Source organism: Psychrobacter glacincola (genome assembly GCF_965118485.1).
GTDB lineage: Bacteria > Pseudomonadota > Gammaproteobacteria > Pseudomonadales > Moraxellaceae > Psychrobacter > Psychrobacter glacincola_D.
Window position 1 is genome coordinate 1 of sequence record NZ_CBCPJH010000021.1, and the last position, 16,879, is coordinate 16,879.

At 42.4% G+C, this 16,879-nt stretch carries 16 protein-coding genes; 7 read left to right on the forward strand and 9 right to left on the reverse strand.

The window, feature by feature from the left end:
* Both ACMHKH_RS09055 and ACMHKH_RS09060 read right to left on the reverse strand, forming a co-directional pair.
* Positions 1 to 492, reverse strand: a 492-nt coding sequence (locus tag ACMHKH_RS09055; protein ID WP_413520312.1) for a type I restriction endonuclease, incomplete at its 3' end; no start/stop codon positions are given.
* A gap of 369 nt (positions 493 to 861) precedes the next feature.
* Positions 862 to 3,819 (reverse strand): valine--tRNA ligase, encoded by a 2,958-nt coding sequence (locus ACMHKH_RS09060; protein WP_413520313.1) that lies wholly within the window; start codon positions 3,817 to 3,819, stop codon positions 862 to 864.
* Positions 3,820 to 4,138: 319 nt separating this feature from the next.
* Between ACMHKH_RS09060 and ACMHKH_RS09065 the strand changes: the two genes are divergently transcribed.
* Positions 4,139 to 5,233, forward strand: coding sequence for a formate/nitrite transporter family protein (locus tag ACMHKH_RS09065; protein WP_413520314.1), 1,095 nt, complete (start codon positions 4,139 to 4,141; stop codon positions 5,231 to 5,233).
* Positions 5,234 to 5,243: 10 nt separating this feature from the next.
* On the opposite strand, the gene ACMHKH_RS09070 is transcribed toward ACMHKH_RS09065, so the two are convergent.
* From ACMHKH_RS09070 to ACMHKH_RS09090, 5 genes are all read right to left on the reverse strand, one after another.
* Entirely contained in the window at positions 5,244 to 5,741 is a 498-nt protein-coding gene (locus ACMHKH_RS09070; RefSeq protein ID WP_413520315.1) for a YbjQ family protein, read from the reverse strand.
* A 49-nt stretch (positions 5,742 to 5,790) separates the two neighbouring features.
* On the reverse strand, positions 5,791 to 6,279 hold the full coding sequence (locus ACMHKH_RS09075) for a YbjQ family protein (RefSeq protein WP_413520316.1): 489 nt from the start codon (positions 6,277 to 6,279) through the stop codon (positions 5,791 to 5,793).
* A gap of 139 nt (positions 6,280 to 6,418) precedes the next feature.
* Positions 6,419 to 6,976 (reverse strand): YecA family protein, encoded by a 558-nt coding sequence (locus tag ACMHKH_RS09080; RefSeq protein ID WP_413520317.1) that lies wholly within the window; start codon positions 6,974 to 6,976, stop codon positions 6,419 to 6,421.
* 263 nt (positions 6,977 to 7,239) lie between these two features.
* The gene (locus ACMHKH_RS09085; protein WP_413520318.1) at positions 7,240 to 7,476 is read right to left on the reverse strand and encodes a PA3496 family putative envelope integrity protein; all 237 of its coding nucleotides are present in this window, start codon (positions 7,474 to 7,476) and stop codon (positions 7,240 to 7,242) included.
* A 194-nt stretch (positions 7,477 to 7,670) separates the two neighbouring features.
* Complete coding sequence (locus ACMHKH_RS09090; protein ID WP_413520319.1) at positions 7,671 to 9,200, reverse strand: hypothetical protein; 1,530 nt, start codon at positions 9,198 to 9,200, stop codon at positions 7,671 to 7,673.
* Positions 9,201 to 9,654: 454 nt separating this feature from the next.
* Here ACMHKH_RS09090 and serB point away from each other — a divergent pair, with 454 nt between their 5' ends.
* The 6 genes from serB (at position 9,655) to hemJ (ending at position 15,256) form a co-directional block, all read left to right on the forward strand.
* Positions 9,655 to 10,869 carry a phosphoserine phosphatase SerB gene (gene serB, locus ACMHKH_RS09095; RefSeq protein WP_413520320.1) on the forward strand — a complete coding sequence of 405 codons (1,215 nt, stop codon included), beginning with the start codon at positions 9,655 to 9,657 and terminating at the stop codon, positions 10,867 to 10,869.
* 178 nt (positions 10,870 to 11,047) lie between these two features.
* Positions 11,048 to 12,073 carry a DUF368 domain-containing protein gene (locus ACMHKH_RS09100; RefSeq protein ID WP_413520321.1) on the forward strand — a complete coding sequence of 342 codons (1,026 nt, stop codon included), beginning with the start codon at positions 11,048 to 11,050 and terminating at the stop codon, positions 12,071 to 12,073.
* A 226-nt stretch (positions 12,074 to 12,299) separates the two neighbouring features.
* Entirely contained in the window at positions 12,300 to 12,689 is a 390-nt protein-coding gene (gene aciT, locus ACMHKH_RS09105) for an AciT family ciprofloxacin tolerance protein (RefSeq protein WP_413520322.1), read from the forward strand.
* A 187-nt stretch (positions 12,690 to 12,876) separates the two neighbouring features.
* Positions 12,877 to 13,383, forward strand: a complete 507-nt coding sequence (locus tag ACMHKH_RS09110) for a hypothetical protein (RefSeq protein WP_413520323.1) — start codon at positions 12,877 to 12,879, stop codon at positions 13,381 to 13,383.
* Between the two features lie 198 nt (positions 13,384 to 13,581).
* The gene (bioB, locus tag ACMHKH_RS09115; RefSeq protein WP_413520324.1) at positions 13,582 to 14,712 is read left to right on the forward strand and encodes a biotin synthase BioB; all 1,131 of its coding nucleotides are present in this window, start codon (positions 13,582 to 13,584) and stop codon (positions 14,710 to 14,712) included.
* A gap of 109 nt (positions 14,713 to 14,821) precedes the next feature.
* The gene (hemJ, locus tag ACMHKH_RS09120; protein ID WP_413520325.1) at positions 14,822 to 15,256 is read left to right on the forward strand and encodes a protoporphyrinogen oxidase HemJ; all 435 of its coding nucleotides are present in this window, start codon (positions 14,822 to 14,824) and stop codon (positions 15,254 to 15,256) included.
* A gap of 102 nt (positions 15,257 to 15,358) precedes the next feature.
* Here the strand turns inward: hemJ and ACMHKH_RS09125 are convergent, their stop codons facing one another.
* Both ACMHKH_RS09125 and ACMHKH_RS09130 read right to left on the reverse strand, forming a co-directional pair.
* Positions 15,359 to 16,114 (reverse strand): hypothetical protein, encoded by a 756-nt coding sequence (locus tag ACMHKH_RS09125; protein ID WP_413520326.1) that lies wholly within the window; start codon positions 16,112 to 16,114, stop codon positions 15,359 to 15,361.
* A gap of 272 nt (positions 16,115 to 16,386) precedes the next feature.
* Complete coding sequence (locus tag ACMHKH_RS09130) at positions 16,387 to 16,878, reverse strand: hypothetical protein (protein ID WP_413520327.1); 492 nt, start codon at positions 16,876 to 16,878, stop codon at positions 16,387 to 16,389.
* Position 16,879: the final 1 nt, after the last annotated feature.

Consider the following 16,879-nt stretch of genomic DNA (forward strand, 5'->3'; position numbering starts at 1 on the left):
GTTTGAAGCTTGTTCTCTTTGGCAAAACTCTCTTATATTATTATAATCTTCAAGACACTCCATACCTTCTTGTACTAGAGCTTTATATATTGGTTTTTCAGAATCGCTATATCCAACCCACAACTCTTTACCATTACAGCCTATCACAAACCGACAAGGATTTAGTCCAGAAGGATATGAGGCGTTGAGTTCAGTAGCGTATAATCTTGCTTCTCTATAACTCTTTTCCATTGATTCACTAGGTGTTTTAGCTTCTACTATTAGCACTGGAAAGCTATTTTCTACAACTATATAGTCTGGGAAATACTGTTTTCTAGAACTACCTTTATCTATATCGAATTTTCTGATATCTTTCTTAGTATATATAGAATTTGGTTTATAACCTAACCCAAAAGGAGCAACCCTAGTAAGTATTGGATAGATCAATTTTTGTTCGACATCACTTTCATTTTCTAATCCTTCGATTATTTCTCTTGTTACTATAGATTCCATTCTTTTTAACCTCTAAATACTTTTGTTTATTAAATTTTAATTTCCACTTCTATTTCTTATCTATTTAATATTCTTATTTTCCGTTAACTAACATTAACTTTTCAGATTGAGATATAGCAGTCATTTTCTTTATTTCGGTTGGTTTAATTCTTATAAAATTGATATTCAATTACATCCCAGATTAACCAATCTACTTTATCAACCAAATTGTATTGCACATATAATGTAAAACCTGATGAATAATAGCATACAAATATTCAGTTATATGACAGAATTTAGTACAAGTTGGAGAACTAAGTAATAGACAATAAAAAACGCCATCATAAATTATGACGGCGTTCTTTATTAATACAGATACCTACGTGTTAGCTACAGCGCCTTCAATTCTTCCATCTGCCCCGCCATAGCCTTAAGCTGACCTTCTAGCTCAGCCAACTTCGCCTTCTCGGCATCGACCACTTCCGCAGGCGCTTTACTGACAAAGCCTTCGTTACTCAGCTTACGCGAGATACCTTCCGCTTGACCTTTCAACTTATCATATGACTTACCTAAACGCGCCAGCTCAGCCGTTGGATCAATCAATCCTTTCATTGGGACAAGGACGCGCAGCTGCCCAATCATACTAGATGATGACAATGGCACTTCATCACCTTCTTTGACGATCTCTAAGCTCTCGACTTTCGCAAGCGCTTTGAACTGGTTTTTGATACGTGATAGACGCGCATCTTCATCAGTAGAGATATTTTGTAGCAATACTGGCAGACGTACCGCATTGCCCAGTTTCATCTCACCACGGATATTACGTACGCTAGCGATTAGCTCTTGTAGCCACGCCATATCCGCTTCCGTCTGCTCACTGATTTGCGCAGTATCGGTTTTTGGATAGTCAGCGACCACGATGCTTTCAGTGTTTTTGCGACCCAGTAACGGTGCGACTGTCTGCCAGATTTGCTCGGTCAGATACGGCATAATTGGATGGCTAAAGCGTAATGCCGTCTCTAGCACGTGCAGCAGTACATAACGGATTTGCGCTTTGCGTTCGTCAGACACCGAGTCATCATTTAGACTAGCTTTGGCAAGCTCAACATACCAATCACAGTATTCATTCCAGATAAACTCATAGATATCTTGGCTGACCATATCGAGACGATACTGAGCGAAATGCTGATGGATATCGGCAACGGTAGAGTTCAGGCGACTCATGATCCATTTTTCTGGTAATTCCCACACGTTAGGGTTTGCCGCTTGGTCGATAGGCTTAGCATTGCCTTCGCTATCGACACAGTTCATGAGCACAAAGCGGCTGGCGTTCCAGATTTTATTACAGAAGTTACGATAGCCCTCGACACGTTTTAGATCAAAGTTGATGTCGCGACCAGTACTGGCAAGCGAGGTAAATGTAAAGCGCAGTGCATCAGTACCAAAGGCTGGGATACCTTCTGGGAACTCTTTACGCGTTTGCTTTTCAATTTTTGCCGCGTCTTTTGGATTCATCATATTGCTGGTGCGTTTTTCGACCAACGCCTCAAGCTCGATACCGTCGATAAGATCGATCGGATCTAAGACGTTACCTTTGGATTTTGACATTTTTTGACCATTGCCATCACGCACTAGACCATGCACATAAACGGTCTTAAACGGTACTTGCGGGGTACCATCTTCATTTTTGACGAAATGCATGGTCATCATGATCATGCGTGCAACCCAAAAGAAAATAATATCAAAACCTGTGACCAATACGCTGGTTGGATGAAAGGTTTTCAGCACGCATGGGTCAGCATTGACATCCGCCCAGTCAAGCGTACTAAACGTCCAAAGACCCGAGCTAAACCAAGTATCAAGTACGTCATCGTCTTGGCGTAATTTAACATCGTCGCTTAGATTGTATTTAGTGCGTACTTCAGCTTCGTCACGGGCGACATAAATCTCGCCAGTCGCATCGTCATACCATGCAGGGATACGATGTCCCCACCAGAGCTGACGGCTGATGCACCAATCTTGTAGATCGGTCATCCACGACATATACATGTTTTTATACTGTGCAGGGACGAACTCGATGCTGCCGTCTTCTACTGCGTCAATCGCAGGCTTGGCCAGCTCTTTGACCGCCACATACCACTGATCGGTCAACCATGGCTCAACGATCGTACCGCCACGCTCAGCACGCGGGGCTTTAAGTGCATAATCTTCGATATCTTCTAGCCAGCCCTGCTCGCCTGCTTGCTCAACGAGAAACTTACGTGCGGCAAAACGCTCAAGTCCAGCATACTCGCTAGGTGTAGTTTCTAACGTTGGCTCACGCGTTTGCAAGTCAGGATACACTTCCATTGATGCTAAGATATTGGCACGCTCATCAAGGATATTAATCAGCGGCAACTCATGACGACGACCGAGTTCATAGTCATTAAAATCATGCGCTGGGGTAATTTTCACACAGCCGGTACCAAAGTCTTTTTCGACGTAATCATCAGCGACGATAGGAACGATACGACCAGTAATTGGCAAGGTAATGGTTTTGCCAACTAAATGTGTATATCGTTCATCACTCGGATTGACCGCAACAGCGGTATCACCAAGTATTGTTTCAGGGCGCGTGGTTGCGACCACTAGATAGTTTTTGCCGTCTTGAGTCATCAAGTCTTTATCAGTGAAATGGTAGCGGAAATGCCACAAGCTGCCCTTTTCATCAACGTTTTCCACTTCTAGGTCAGACAATGCCGTTTGGAATTTTGGATCCCAATTGACCAGACGCTTACCACGATAAATAAGTCCATCGTCAAATAAACGAACGAACACTTCTTTTACCGCATTGGACAAGCCATCATCCATCGTGAAGCGCTCACGCGACCAATCGACCGAGCTACCCAAACGGCGAATTTGGCTGGTGATATTGCCGCCCGACTCTTCCTTCCATTCCCATACTTTATCGACAAAATCTTCGCGCGTCATGTCACGGCGTTTAAGGCCTTGCGCCTCCAAACGACGCTCAACGACCATTTGGGTCGCGATACCCGCGTGATCCGTACCAGGTTGCCAAAGTGTATTGTCACCATCCATACGGTGATAACGCGTGAGCGCATCCATAATGGCATTGTTAAAACCATGTCCCATATGCAGCGAGCCAGTGACGTTAGGTGGTGGCAGCGCAATAGAAAACGACTCGTCTTTATCAAAGCTTGGTTTAAAATAACCGCTGTCCTCCCAACCTTGATACATGCCTGCTTCGACCTCAGCAGGATTATAGGCATTTTCAAGTTGGCTTAAGGCGGCTTGAATAGATTCGGTCAGGTTAGTCTTGGTGTTAGTGTCGGTATTAGAATTGCTCATAATAAAATGGTCTTTTGTTGATAATGAATGTGATCACATAAATAAGTTAAAAAATAAGCGAGAAAGTAGATAAAATAATTATTAGAGTGATTTTAACGCAGATGGTTAGATTTTGTTAGATGCTAAGGTAATTTATCAGGTTTGCAGAGCGGCATTGCCTAATTAGCAACAGTAAAAAACAGCAATCGGCTGAACTCTCAACATAGTAAGTTCTAGTGCTGTTATAAAATAGGGATCATATTATAAAATATAGTCATGCCATAATATATAAACGACATCTTTATATCACAATCATTATCTGATAAATAGCGAGCCGACCGTGTCCCAAGATACCGAGCGTCAAGATAACTCTCAGGCTGATTATACAGATGATAAGCATTTTACTTGTGCTGTGACCAATCATGACCATAATGCCGAAGGTGAACAGCAGCGTAGCAATGATTCTACTCATAAAGAAGACAAAGATAATATAGACAGTGACATGCACGCTACCGAGCATTTAGAGGACAAGGATTTTTCCGAAGGTATTAGCGAAGAAGATAGAGAAACCATCAAAAAAGTCGCTAATGATGACAATATGAGTCAAGCAAAGAGCTACGCCAGCATATTGGTTGAGCAGGTAATGGATGCCAAAGAAACTTTTGAGCGCTCGCTTGGCTCGCTATTTACCAGTGCCTTTACGGCTGGTCTTGAGATTGGCATTAGCTTTTTTATGATTTTATCTGCTTTTGCATTGCTTAGCAGTGTGCTACCTAGTCAGTACGCAATCGTACTTGCTTCCTTACTTTACCCGCTTGGTTTTATTATCGTCGTCATCGGTCAGTCACTGTTATTTACTGAGCAAACTTCTCTGTTGAGCCTTCCTGTGCTCAATGGTATCGAACCTTTAAGTAAACTACTGCGCCTTTGGGGTATCGTTATCACTGGCAATATCGTTGGTGGTTGTTTATTTGCTGCTCTGATGGTGGGTCTCGGCTTAAATATGCAGTTGTTTAGCGTCAGTGATATTGATACTTATGCTGAGCATGTTTTGGGCTTTGCATGGTGGGTGATATTCGGTAGCGCCATATTGGCAGGTTGGATGATGGGCGTTGCTGCCTGGCTTGTGACTTCAGCGCGCGACACACTTAGCCGTATCGTCTTAGTGACACTTATTACGGGAAGCATTGGTTTTTTGGGTTTACATCATAGTATCGTTGGCAATATCGAAGTATTTTCAGCGGTACTGTACGGCAATAATGTCAGCTTATGGCGCTACTTGCTATTTTTAATTGTGATACTAGTAGGAAACACGATAGGTGGCGTGGTATTTGTTGCAGTACTAAAAAACCGCACTTTCTTATTTCAAGTCGAAAAAGTGAAAGAACAGACCGCCAGTGATAAAGCGCAGGCAAAAACCCGTACCGTTGATTAAAGTTGTTGGATTAGAGACATGTAGTTTGTGATTGATACGTTGCTGTTTCAGAGCTCATCACTGCGGTACCGTAAGCAATTGCTTCGACCATACTGCCTAACTGATTAATATTACTAACTTCAAAGCGTAAACCATAAATATGGTTATAGCCCTTAATATGGGCTTGGGTACGTAGACGAACTAACGCTTCGCGGCGAGCGCGCTCAAGCAAGGTCTCATAGGTGGTGAGGTTTTTACCAAAAATACTTAAAACACGAGCAATCACCATTTTAAAATAATCTTGCGCAATCACCACACTGCCGAGCACCAATTCACCTTGGCTATCTTGTACGACGATTGGCTGATAAAAGCGCTCGCTTGAGACAATAATATGACTTAATTCAGCTTCAGCAATTGCCAATCTAGCCAGATGCTGACGCTCATGTCGCGCACCAAAAAACCAGCCAACTATAAATAAGACTAGCAGCGGTGCATAGTTCATCAGCATTTGGGTGAACGATTGATTCATGGAACGTCTCTTATCATCAAAAAGCTATGACTCAGTATTTGAGCCTAGACTACTCACCAAAAGGATTGAAGCGTGGTAAGTCATCAGAGGTTTGTGCCGGTTTTGACGGTTGAACAGCTGATGGCATAGACTCCTCATTTTGAGAATGACCTGAATGATGATTCGGCGGCTGATTTGGTGGTTGATTCGTTGATTGATAAACAGGCTGTTGTTGCATTGGTACGGCTTTTACGGCTGTCCCATAAACAAATAATTCAGCTGCACCCTGTGCAATGCTAGAAGTCGAGAAACGCAAACCGACGACTGCATCAGCGCCCAAAGCTTCCGCTTTGACGACCATACGGTCAATCGCCTCTTGACGCGACTCTTCTAATAATTCGGTATAGGCGGTTAGCTCGCCGCCTACGATGTTTTTGAGCCCAGCAAACAAGTCTTTACCAACATGCTTTGAGCGCACGGTACTACCATATACCACATCTAGGCGCTCAGTAATCTGATAGTTGGGCAAGTGCTCAAGATTGGAAAGTTGCACAGTCATAGTACAGCCTTATTAGTGACTTATATAATTATTAACTTATAGAATAATAAAAAACGTAAAGTCCGTTAAAGATAAGAGCGCGATGTCTTAGATAACTCAGAAAGCACATCGCTAAAATAAATTTTATTTAGCAAACTCTTTAATCATTGGTATGAAACAACAAAAATAGCTCAGTTAAGTTACCTTCAATACTGTTTGCCATTTGCGCCATCGTATCTTCATCTTTACGCATTTGGGCAAGCTCAGGATCTTCATCATCAATACCGCTCAGCACAAGCATCGGCAAGGTCAAGACAGCCACATCTTCTGCTGTCTCTTCGTTTTCCATCCAATCACTGGCTTCGTCGCCATACATCGCATCGACAAATCCAATCGACCAAGCAACGATATCTGATTCATCTGAAAAATCGACCGCCTCTTCTTCATCGCCTGCACCTTCATTAAACGGCAAGGTAATCGGCATCTCATTTTTAAGGTCATTGATAATATCATTGCGCCAGCGATGGATACAGTCGATTACGTTTTCTGGCACGTCTTTAACACGACCTTCAAACATCGCATCTATCCAATTAGGCAATGGACGACCAATAACGGTAGCGGTCAAAAAACCATGGGCAGCAATACTATCTAGTACATACTGTTCTTCAGAATTGTCCAAAAAATATGCTAATTCATCTAAGCTTATTGGATTACTCATAATGTGGTTGTCCTTGAAAGATGGATTGCGTCAATCGCAATAAGTAAGTGGTCATATAAAATGACAAGAAGGCTAAAGATGATTGTCGTCTGCAATAAACCAAAGAACCAAAAAATAGCACTTTAAAAAATAGGCGCTTTGATAAAGCAAGTTTGACGTCATTAGTTAACCATGGTTAGCTAATAGCAATGAAAATGTAAATAAGGATTCAAAAATTATCGCGCAAAATAGTTACTTCATAACCTGATTGAGGCAATGACGAGTTAAAGTTCGTCATCGTCCCAATCATCACCATCTTCATCGAAATTATCGATATCATCAAGATCGTCTTTTAGCTCTTTAGCCAAACGTTTCTCTTCTAACAGATTATCAATCAAACGACGCTTTTCAAGGCTGCTTAAGCGTGTACGCACACTTTTCTCAGCTTCTTCAACCATATTTGCATCATCATCGTCGACGAAATCATCATCGAAATCGTCATCAATATCAGCATCACTCATGACCAGCTCCTATCTATTTTGGGCAAAATTATTGAAAAGTTATCAATATATATATGCCTTATAAAGTCTCTCTTGAGCGTTGTCAATGCTTTTTATTACTATCACTTATTTACAAGTCAATAACAAGCCGATTCCAATTGATATTACACGGGCAATTATCGAGATTTTTAACCTATTTAGCTTTTTGTATTCACCTACGCTTCTGTATCATCAATCATCAATACCGCATTACGCACATCGGCCAAACGCTGGATCATGGCATCATTAGCACCATCAAATATCGCGCACTCACGCTCATAAACCGTCGTTGGACGCATGACACTTTGGACCTGTACATGATGACTGATTTGCTTGAGACCGCTATTTGGCAATAAAATCAGCATCTGCTCTTTTTTACCGATGCTATCTAGCAGATGGGTCATTGCTTCAACTTGGGCATTGTCACTGATACCAGCTTTTGCTGGCAGTGCAAATCGTGACAGCTCAATATGCTTATCATGAATGATTTTATTAAGCATCAAATACAACTTGGCAAGCATCACGCCTGCTAATGCAACTTTTGCGTGGCTGTTATCTGCCTTTAGCATCACATAAGCGCCGCTTCCATCAAAGCTTGGCTCATTGAGTACGCTCACACCGAGCAGCAGCGGCTGTTTCAGTAACTCAGTCACCGCCTGATTTAATAGCTGTGTACAAAGTGCTAGATACGGCAGACGTTGAGACGGTGCTAGGCGCTCAAGCATATTAAACTCGTCATGAAAGACGATTTGAACGCTAACACTATCAAATGCCCTAGTAGCAGATAGTCGAGAGGCATGGTTGTTAGCGTGCTGATTACTATCTACCGCTTGATGAGCAGTATTATCACTGAGAGAATCGTCTGTCATATTACTGGCAGCATCTGTATCAGTAGTTCCACCATTAATATTGCCATCAAGGGTAACATCTTGGTTTTGCTGATTTCTGACATACTGATTGACTGCACTATGAATGTCTAATTTACGCGTATCAGGTTGGGGCTTCTGTACCGCACTGGTATCTGTTTGAGCGTTAGACTCGCTATCTAAAAGAGGATGACCATTACTTAACGAACTATTACTATGACCAGTTTCCTTCTCGCCATTAGCAGCAGGCGTTGATTGACGGCGTTCGAATTCACGATCGTAACTGCGCTGATCAAACTGATTATATTGCTCACGATGCACGTCTTGCACATCACGGCTGATGGCGTTGATTTGCTCTCTAGTTGGGCGAGCAATATAGCTATAAATCAACCATAACAGTAAATGCAGTATCATCGAACCAATCACAAACGGCCATTGCATGGCAATGATTTCACCCTTACTAATATCTTTTAGGGTTAATGCTACGCTACCGATGACCGCATCGCCTTTGGTTGCGATTTGGCTGATGGTATCGCCTTGCTGCATCGGCGCATTGCCGACCGGCACCAAGATATCGCCGTTATTGTCTTTAATCAGGATGCGAGTCACATCCTGCTCGCTGGTATAGCGATTGGCAATGACGCTTAAGCTGACGCGGTCTTTATTTTCTAAAGACAGCCGCGCTTCGTCGATGAGCTGGGCGACCATTTGTTCGCCTTTTTGCGCCCGACTGTTGCTCAGCTGTTGATCGGTACTGATGACCAATAATAGGGTTTGCAAACAAAAACTAACCAGAAGAATGATGGCAAACAACCCTTGCCGCGGCGCTAAATAGGTCATGATATGGGAAACTTTTTTGAATAATTGAAATTAAAAAACGAGACTATGGCTCATTCGCTCATGTTTGCAAGAATATACAGCTATATTTTTTAATATTTAATACCGCACTTTAATACCGTATTGTCACAATCATTTATTTATAAAAAAATCGATTGTGAGACGCTGCTATCGTACAGTAGATTTGTTATGCAATTATGTGTGGCTTAAACATTTAGCCAGTCTTTTTACCTACTAAAGCAGGTATCAACCTCTACTATATCACCATCGTAAGGGTTATGGCGTTAGCAAGTATCATAATTTTTTTGTCATAGTTGTCTTTTATTTTAGGACACTTTCTTTTGCTGCAATCGTTATTCTATGAGGTACTGATACTTTGTGCCTCATCTATAGTCGCTGCCCTATAAAGCTGTTATTATTCCTAATCTTATATCAGCATACAAGGGACAATTGAGCAATGCCAAACAATACCTCTTACTCTTTACCAAAAGACAGCAAAGCATGGCAACAGGCAGTTGATTCTATAGCCTCCTTGTTACCAGAGGGTACTAATTTACAGGATTTTGACGCGCTACAATCCTTGCCCATTTTTGCTTTGATCGTGGTGTTGCCAACGCATGTATCGTCAATCGACATCCACCAGTATGTGCAATCATGGGTCGATGAGCAGCCAAATTGGCATCTGGTTACGGTCGCAGAAGACGCCGATGCCAATTTTGTAGATGTTGAGATTGCTGATGTAGATACGACGCAACCCTTTGCCAAACGCTCATTTGTCGATGTGCAAGTATTCCGTTACTTATTAGTGCCAGTGACTGATATCCTGATGCATCCTGGCAAAAAAACCGCTGCCGCCCATATTATCGATGACCAATTGACCACACGCTTGCGTCATGACTTGACTGAAGCCTATAAAAACACTCAGAGCGCAGCCGTTAGCGATCATTTGGATGTCGTCGACTGTCATATATTATCCGTCGGTCATATGCTACGCACTCATAAACTTGCTTGCTTTGATATGGATTCTACGTTGATTGAACAAGAAGTCATCATTGAGCTGGCAAAAACAGCAGGTATTGGCGAGCAAGTAGAAACCATCACTGAAGCAGCGATGCGTGGTGAGATGGATTTTGATGAATCTTTTGCGCAGCGCGTGGCATTATTGGAAGGTATTCCAACCAGTGTGCTTGATGAGATTTGTAGTCGCTTAACCTTATCGACAGGCGCCTTGGCTACCATTAGCGCGTTAAAAGCTTTAGGCTATCATACAGTGTTGGTATCAGGTGGCTTTACCTATTTTGCGCGCTATATCGCTGAGCAACTGGGTATTGATGAAGTGCACGCGAACCCATTAGATATCGAAGAAGGTGAAGTAACTGGTCATATACAGTTGCCTATCATCAATGGTGCTAAAAAAGCGGCTATCGTCACTCATACGGCTGAGCGCTTAGGTATTGCCATGTCGCAAGTGGTCTGTATCGGCGATGGCGCCAATGATTTACCGATGATGGCACTGGCTGATTTGGGCGTGGCTTTTAATGCCAAACCTATCGTACAAGCGCGCGCTGATGCTGCTGTTAATGTTACAGGTCTTGAAGGGGTACTATATGCACTAGGCTACCCTGCATTTGTACGTAGCAATGAACGTAGCCTTGAAAACAGAAAAATTTAGATACTAATAATCTACCTCCAAGTAAAAGCTGGGCTAATGTATTTTAATTGGTCCAGCTTTTGTGCTTTATTCTCTGCTTTACAGCGTGTTTTGGCGCTACTATACTGCCATTCGCGATTGTCATTTCATATTGCCACTTTTATCTAGTTCAATAATTTTTTAATAAAAAGGATCGTCCATGACGGCATCACAATCACCGCGACCAGATGCCCAGTCATCTTCCAACCAGCCATCTTCCACTCATTTAGATAGTCCACCTAAAGTTAGCGAAAGCAGCCCGATTTACAACGATAGTCCTAAGCAGTTGCTAGGCGTCTATGTTCGAGGCTTGGCAATGGGCGCAGCGGACATTGTACCCGGTGTCTCAGGTGGTACGATTGCGCTGATTGCTGGTATTTATGAGCGCTTAATTAATGCTTTAAGCAGTGTCGGTCCCAATCTTTGGCAAGTCTTTCGTCAAGAGGGTGGTATCAAAGGTTTAATAGCGGTATGGCGACAAGTCGATGCTACTTTCTTATTGTTCTTATTGATGGGGATTGCCACCAGCCTTGTCACGTTAGCCGGTACGATAAAGCATTTATTAGACAATCAACCTTTGATGATTTGGTCGTTTTTCTTTGGTTTGGTCATCGCGACAGTTTTTCTATTATTAACTGAGATTAAACGCTGGAATATCGGGCGGGTGCTATTGTTCCTGCTTGGCATAGCCAGTGCCGTTATTATTAGCAGCTTGCCTTTGATGAATACGACGCCAAGTTTGCCGTATTTGTTTGTTGCTGGTGCTATCGCTATTTGTGCAATGATACTACCTGGCATATCAGGGTCGTTTATTTTATTGTTGATGGGTGCTTATGATACGGTTCTTGAAGCGGTTCATACTTTAAACTTTGCCATTATCTTTACATTGGTGGCTGGTATGGCAACGGGTTTATTGCTATTTACCCGTATGCTTAAATGGTTATTGTCCCGTTATTACCAAGCCACTTTAGCACTGCTAATTGGCTTTATAGCAGGCTCATTGGTCAAAGTCTGGCCATGGAAAACAGATGCGCTAGGGACATTAAACAGTGAAGCTATCCATAACGTTATGCCATGGCACTACCCTACCGGCGCGCAATGGTTAACTACCTTGAGCTTAATGCTATTAGGTGCCATTCTTGTGACTGCTTTATCGCTTTGGGGTCGTCGTAGCCTTCGTCCTTAAGATCTGTCTAATTTTATTATCAAACCTTACCATCAAAAAAAGCGCCCATATTAAGGCGCTTTTTTTATGTCTGCGACTGCAAAATTTGCCGTTTATTTTGCTCGATACTTTTAAAAAATCAAACGTCAGCTGTTGTCGCAAAGTCGCCTGCAGACTCTTTAGCTTTGTGCTGCAAACTTCCATAATAGCCTTGTTGGAATTCACCTTATGAAGAGCGAGATGAACAATGTTATTAATAATATTTTCTACGTTTGCTAGCGAGTCGTTGAGTACGAGTGCCATCATTGGCTATGGTTTGCTGTTAAGCACCGTTGTCGCCGTTGCTTTGTCATCGCAGCGCTGGTTACTCTGGTATCTGTTCGGTGGTATGGCTTATTGGTTAGCGGTTGAAATGATTCATAGTTTAGTAACCCATTGGTTTGTATGGTCGGAATGGCATAGTTACGTAGTTGCGATGGGTATCAGCTGGCTGCCTTTAGGCGCATGGGTCTTATATCGGGCGCTGCGCTATGAAGATGTCAGTCGCAGCATGATACAAGAGCGAGAGCTACAAGCAGCGCGCTATATTGAGCACACACCTGTCTATGATGACGACTATCAGCCACGCTTCCATTAAAATCTGTAAATCCGCAAACCTGCCCTATTATATTGCTGTCATCGAATGTTACAAGATACTTAAGGCTCTCTACGTAACTCCTAAAGAATTGACACCTTGCAATCGTTTATAATCTACTTATATATTTGTCACAAAAATTGTTATAAAGTACACATTATTTTGCGTCTTATTTTTTAGGAGTTTGTTTATGTTTACTGTACCAGTTTTGGATATTAAGTCTGACCCATTAGATGCATTATTAGCAGTGGTTGGCTATCGCTTATCTATGCTTGCTGACAGCGATAACGAAGACTTTAAAGCACTACTTGCAGATCGTAAGGTTGTTATTGAGCTTGCTAGCACTGAAGCAGATGTGGCGCGTTATTATAGCTTTGATAACGGTGCCTTTAGCCAACATAGTGGTCATGCCAAAGAAGCTGATCTAACTATTAATTTTAAAGACTCTATGACCGGCGTTAAGCTTTTGACCAAGGGCAGTCTGCCCGCCTTTATGACTGCTGTACAAGAAGGTAACTTAAGCATCGAAGGCGATTATAGCCTCATGATGTGGTTTAATAAGCTTGCCAAGCATATCGTGCCAGCTATCCCAGAAGAATGTGAACCCTTTATCCAAAAAGCTAAACCATACGCTTATAAAGCACAGAAACTTGCTAACCATTGGGTTGGTATTGCTAAGCACAAGTTGGGTAAATAATCGAATCATCATAAGTAATGGGCAGATAGCCGCTACTGATAGCTGAGTGACTTTCTCGCTAGGTTCTGATTTTCTAAAAAGGTTGCGCTATACTATAGCGCAACCTTTTTTATTGTAGATTGTACTTATAAAAAATGAAAACATCAGATACTTACCTTCTATGTTTCTGCCTAATATCATTATAAAAGGATTTATATTATGTCAGCACTGCTCAACATCACAGAGCCAAATAACAATGCTAATAGCAATGATAATGATTTTCTAGCTTCACTGACGACTGATGCTGCACAGTCCACTGCGAGCAAACACAGTCGCGAGCAGATTGCTCAATTGTTCGACTTGCCGTTGATGGATTTGTTATTACAAGCGCAAACGATACATCGTCAAAACTTCACGGCTAATGAAGTTCAAATCAGCACTTTATTGTCTATTAAAACTGGTAACTGTCCTGAAGATTGCGGTTACTGTTCGCAGTCCGGTCATCACCGCGATACTACTAAACTACAAGCGGAAAAACGCATAGAAGTAGATAAGGTCATTGCTGCTGCCAAACGCGCCAAGGCTACTGGTTCATCGCGATTTTGTATGGGCGCGGCATGGAAGCACCCAAGTGCCAAAGATATGCCTTATGTGGTCGAGCTGGTTAAAGAAGTCAAAGCCTTAGGACTAGAGACTTGCATGACTTTGGGGATGCTAGATACGGAGCAAGCGGCGCAATTGGCAGATGCAGGACTCGATTACTATAATCATAACTTGGATACCTCAAGAAGCTACTACGAGCAAGTAGTCAGCACGCGCAGCTATGATGAGCGTTTAGATACCATTGAAAACGTACGCAACTCAGGTATCAATGTTTGTAGCGGCAATATCGTCGGTATGGGTGAAAGCCGTGATGACCGCATTGACTGGATACATGAGCTGCTAAAAATGCCCAAAGCGCCTGAGTCTATTCCGGTTAATTTATTGGTTCCTATTGCAGGGACGCCGATTGGTGATCGAGTGCTTGCAGAAGGTCAACTATCAGTCCTTGAATGGATTCGTACCATTGCTGTGACACGTATTTGCTGCCCAAGCAGCTATGTACGCTTATCTGCTGGGCGCGAAAGCTTGTCTGACTCTGAGCAAGCATTAGCATTTATGGCAGGTGCAAATTCGTTCTTTTATGGTGATAAACTACTCACTACCGGCAATGCCAGTCAATCAGGAGACGATAGATTGATGCGTGAGCTTGGTTTAACCAAACAATTTGCAGCGCCAAGGGCACCAAAATTACTGCCTGTCTTAGACGCTATGAGCGGTCATAAAACACAGGTCATGTTAGCTGATTAAATCAAATTGACGTGACGGTATATCAGTAGACTTTTATCATCCGCCAATCTAGGATAAGCTTGCCTGCATTCATTGCTGTTCAAAACGAAATAACTAAAGAGACTCTAGTATGGCAGATTATTTTAACTGGATTAAAGCAGCGCATATTATTTCGGTCGTGACCTGGTTTGCAGCGATTTTCTACTTGCCGCGCCTGTTTGTCTATCATGCGATGAGCGATGACAAGGTCAGTCACGACCGTTTTATTATTATGGAACGCAAACTCTATCGCGGTATTATGACGCCGTCTATGATAGCGACGTGGACGTTTGGTTTGTGGATGGTGTACTTAGGTTGGGATGTTTATAAAACCCAAGGCTGGCTACACGCAAAGATTTTCTTAGTTATTTTACTGTCTGCTTATCATGGTGCTTGTGGTTTCTACCGTAAAAAACTCGTCAATAACCCACAATATAAGTCGCATGTTTTTTGGCGCTGGTTTAACGAAATACCAGTTTTTGCTTTGGTGATTATTGTTATTTTGGTGGTTGTTAAACCGTTTTAATAGTATTTAAAGCAATGCCATTAACATAAAAAAGCGTCCATCACTTTATTAAGTGATGGACGCTTTTTTATAGCTGAATAAATTATATTAAAAAGCCCTACATCAAACGGTTGGTCGCATGATTTGATAGACGTTGCTTAAATCATAGACTCGGTAACGAGCTGGCTCATGGCGACTCTCACCAGCATAGCTGAGTATCAACGCTTGCTTCGCTTGCTCATCAACCCAGCCGACAAACAAGCCGCTATGCTCAATACCATTATAGCCATGGTTAATATAGTAGAGCCAATCACCGACTTCAATCTCACCACTACTGGCATAGGGACCTTGACCATAAGTGCCTTTATGGATGGTATCGCGTGTCACACCTGCACGCTTAAACACCGCATTCAGATAATCCCAGCAGCCGCCTTTAATTATGGTGCGCTCATTTAACGCCATTTTACGGGCAGTACTAATCACTTCACGAGCAGCGATACTGCTTTGGGTCTCAGCACTACTTAATAGTGGTAAATATGCGCTATCGACATTGTCATAATTACCGGACAAAAACGCGGGCAAAACTGATGATGCTTGGCGTTGTACTTCAGGATAACGATAGGTAGTGTTAGTATTGACAGCAGGTTGCGCGGTAGCAAAACTTGGTGTATATGTTCCTACACGTTGTATCGTAGAGCGCGTACTGATTCTAGCAGCAGGGACAGCAGATGGGGTATAGCGAGCACTATAATCAGGTTGAGCAGATTTTTGCGCAATCAAGCTGCCCATGCTATCGGCATGAACTTGACCGACCGCACCAAGCGTCAATAATAATGCACTGCACGACGTTGTGATTGACCAAATGGGCAAACGCGACATGACTAGCTCCTTGTCAATAGAGTATCAATAACTGTAGTAGCGATAACCGTACGAGCGATAAAGGTGATAAGATTTTTCAATCTTACTTATAAACCATTTGGACAGGAATCTGCAAGCCCTATTGCTTTTAAAAAAGCGATAAAAGGTATCTATATAGAGATACGTGGTAAATAGTAGGGGCAAAATGAAGAAGCTTAAAAGAGGTTTTAAGATTAAAAAGACTTTAAAAGGTAGAAATTTTTAGGAATTTTAAAAATTGTTAAATCAGTATGCTAATCACTGCTCATTTTGATATTCACATGGCGTTTGGTCAATGCTTGACCTTGTAGAATGGCTTTAGTAGCTTTAGCTTCTTGGATATTATCAAAACCACTAATGTGATATTTACGCTTATCATCCACATCCATAATCGCTAACTGCTCACTTGTTAAAGTGATTTTATCGCTGTCTAGCAGATGGATATGTTCACGCTTGCCTTGGTTGTCATGTACCAGCTCACCAGCACGCACCCATAGAATGCCATTACTAATCACACCCGTCATCGCTTTTTTATGCTGTTGGCGCTGCCGATTAAAAAAGAAACTGCCAATAATAAGTAATGCTAGGGCACCGATTGACCATCGTACCGGCAACAAGCTCATTGCCAGCGCTACCGCCACTGCGCCAACCAATAACGCAAAGCCAAACCAAAATAGCCCAGTGTCAGTCGTGCTAGGCTGACCTTGTAAAGTAATTTTGGCGCCGTCATCAGTCAGCTTAAGCATG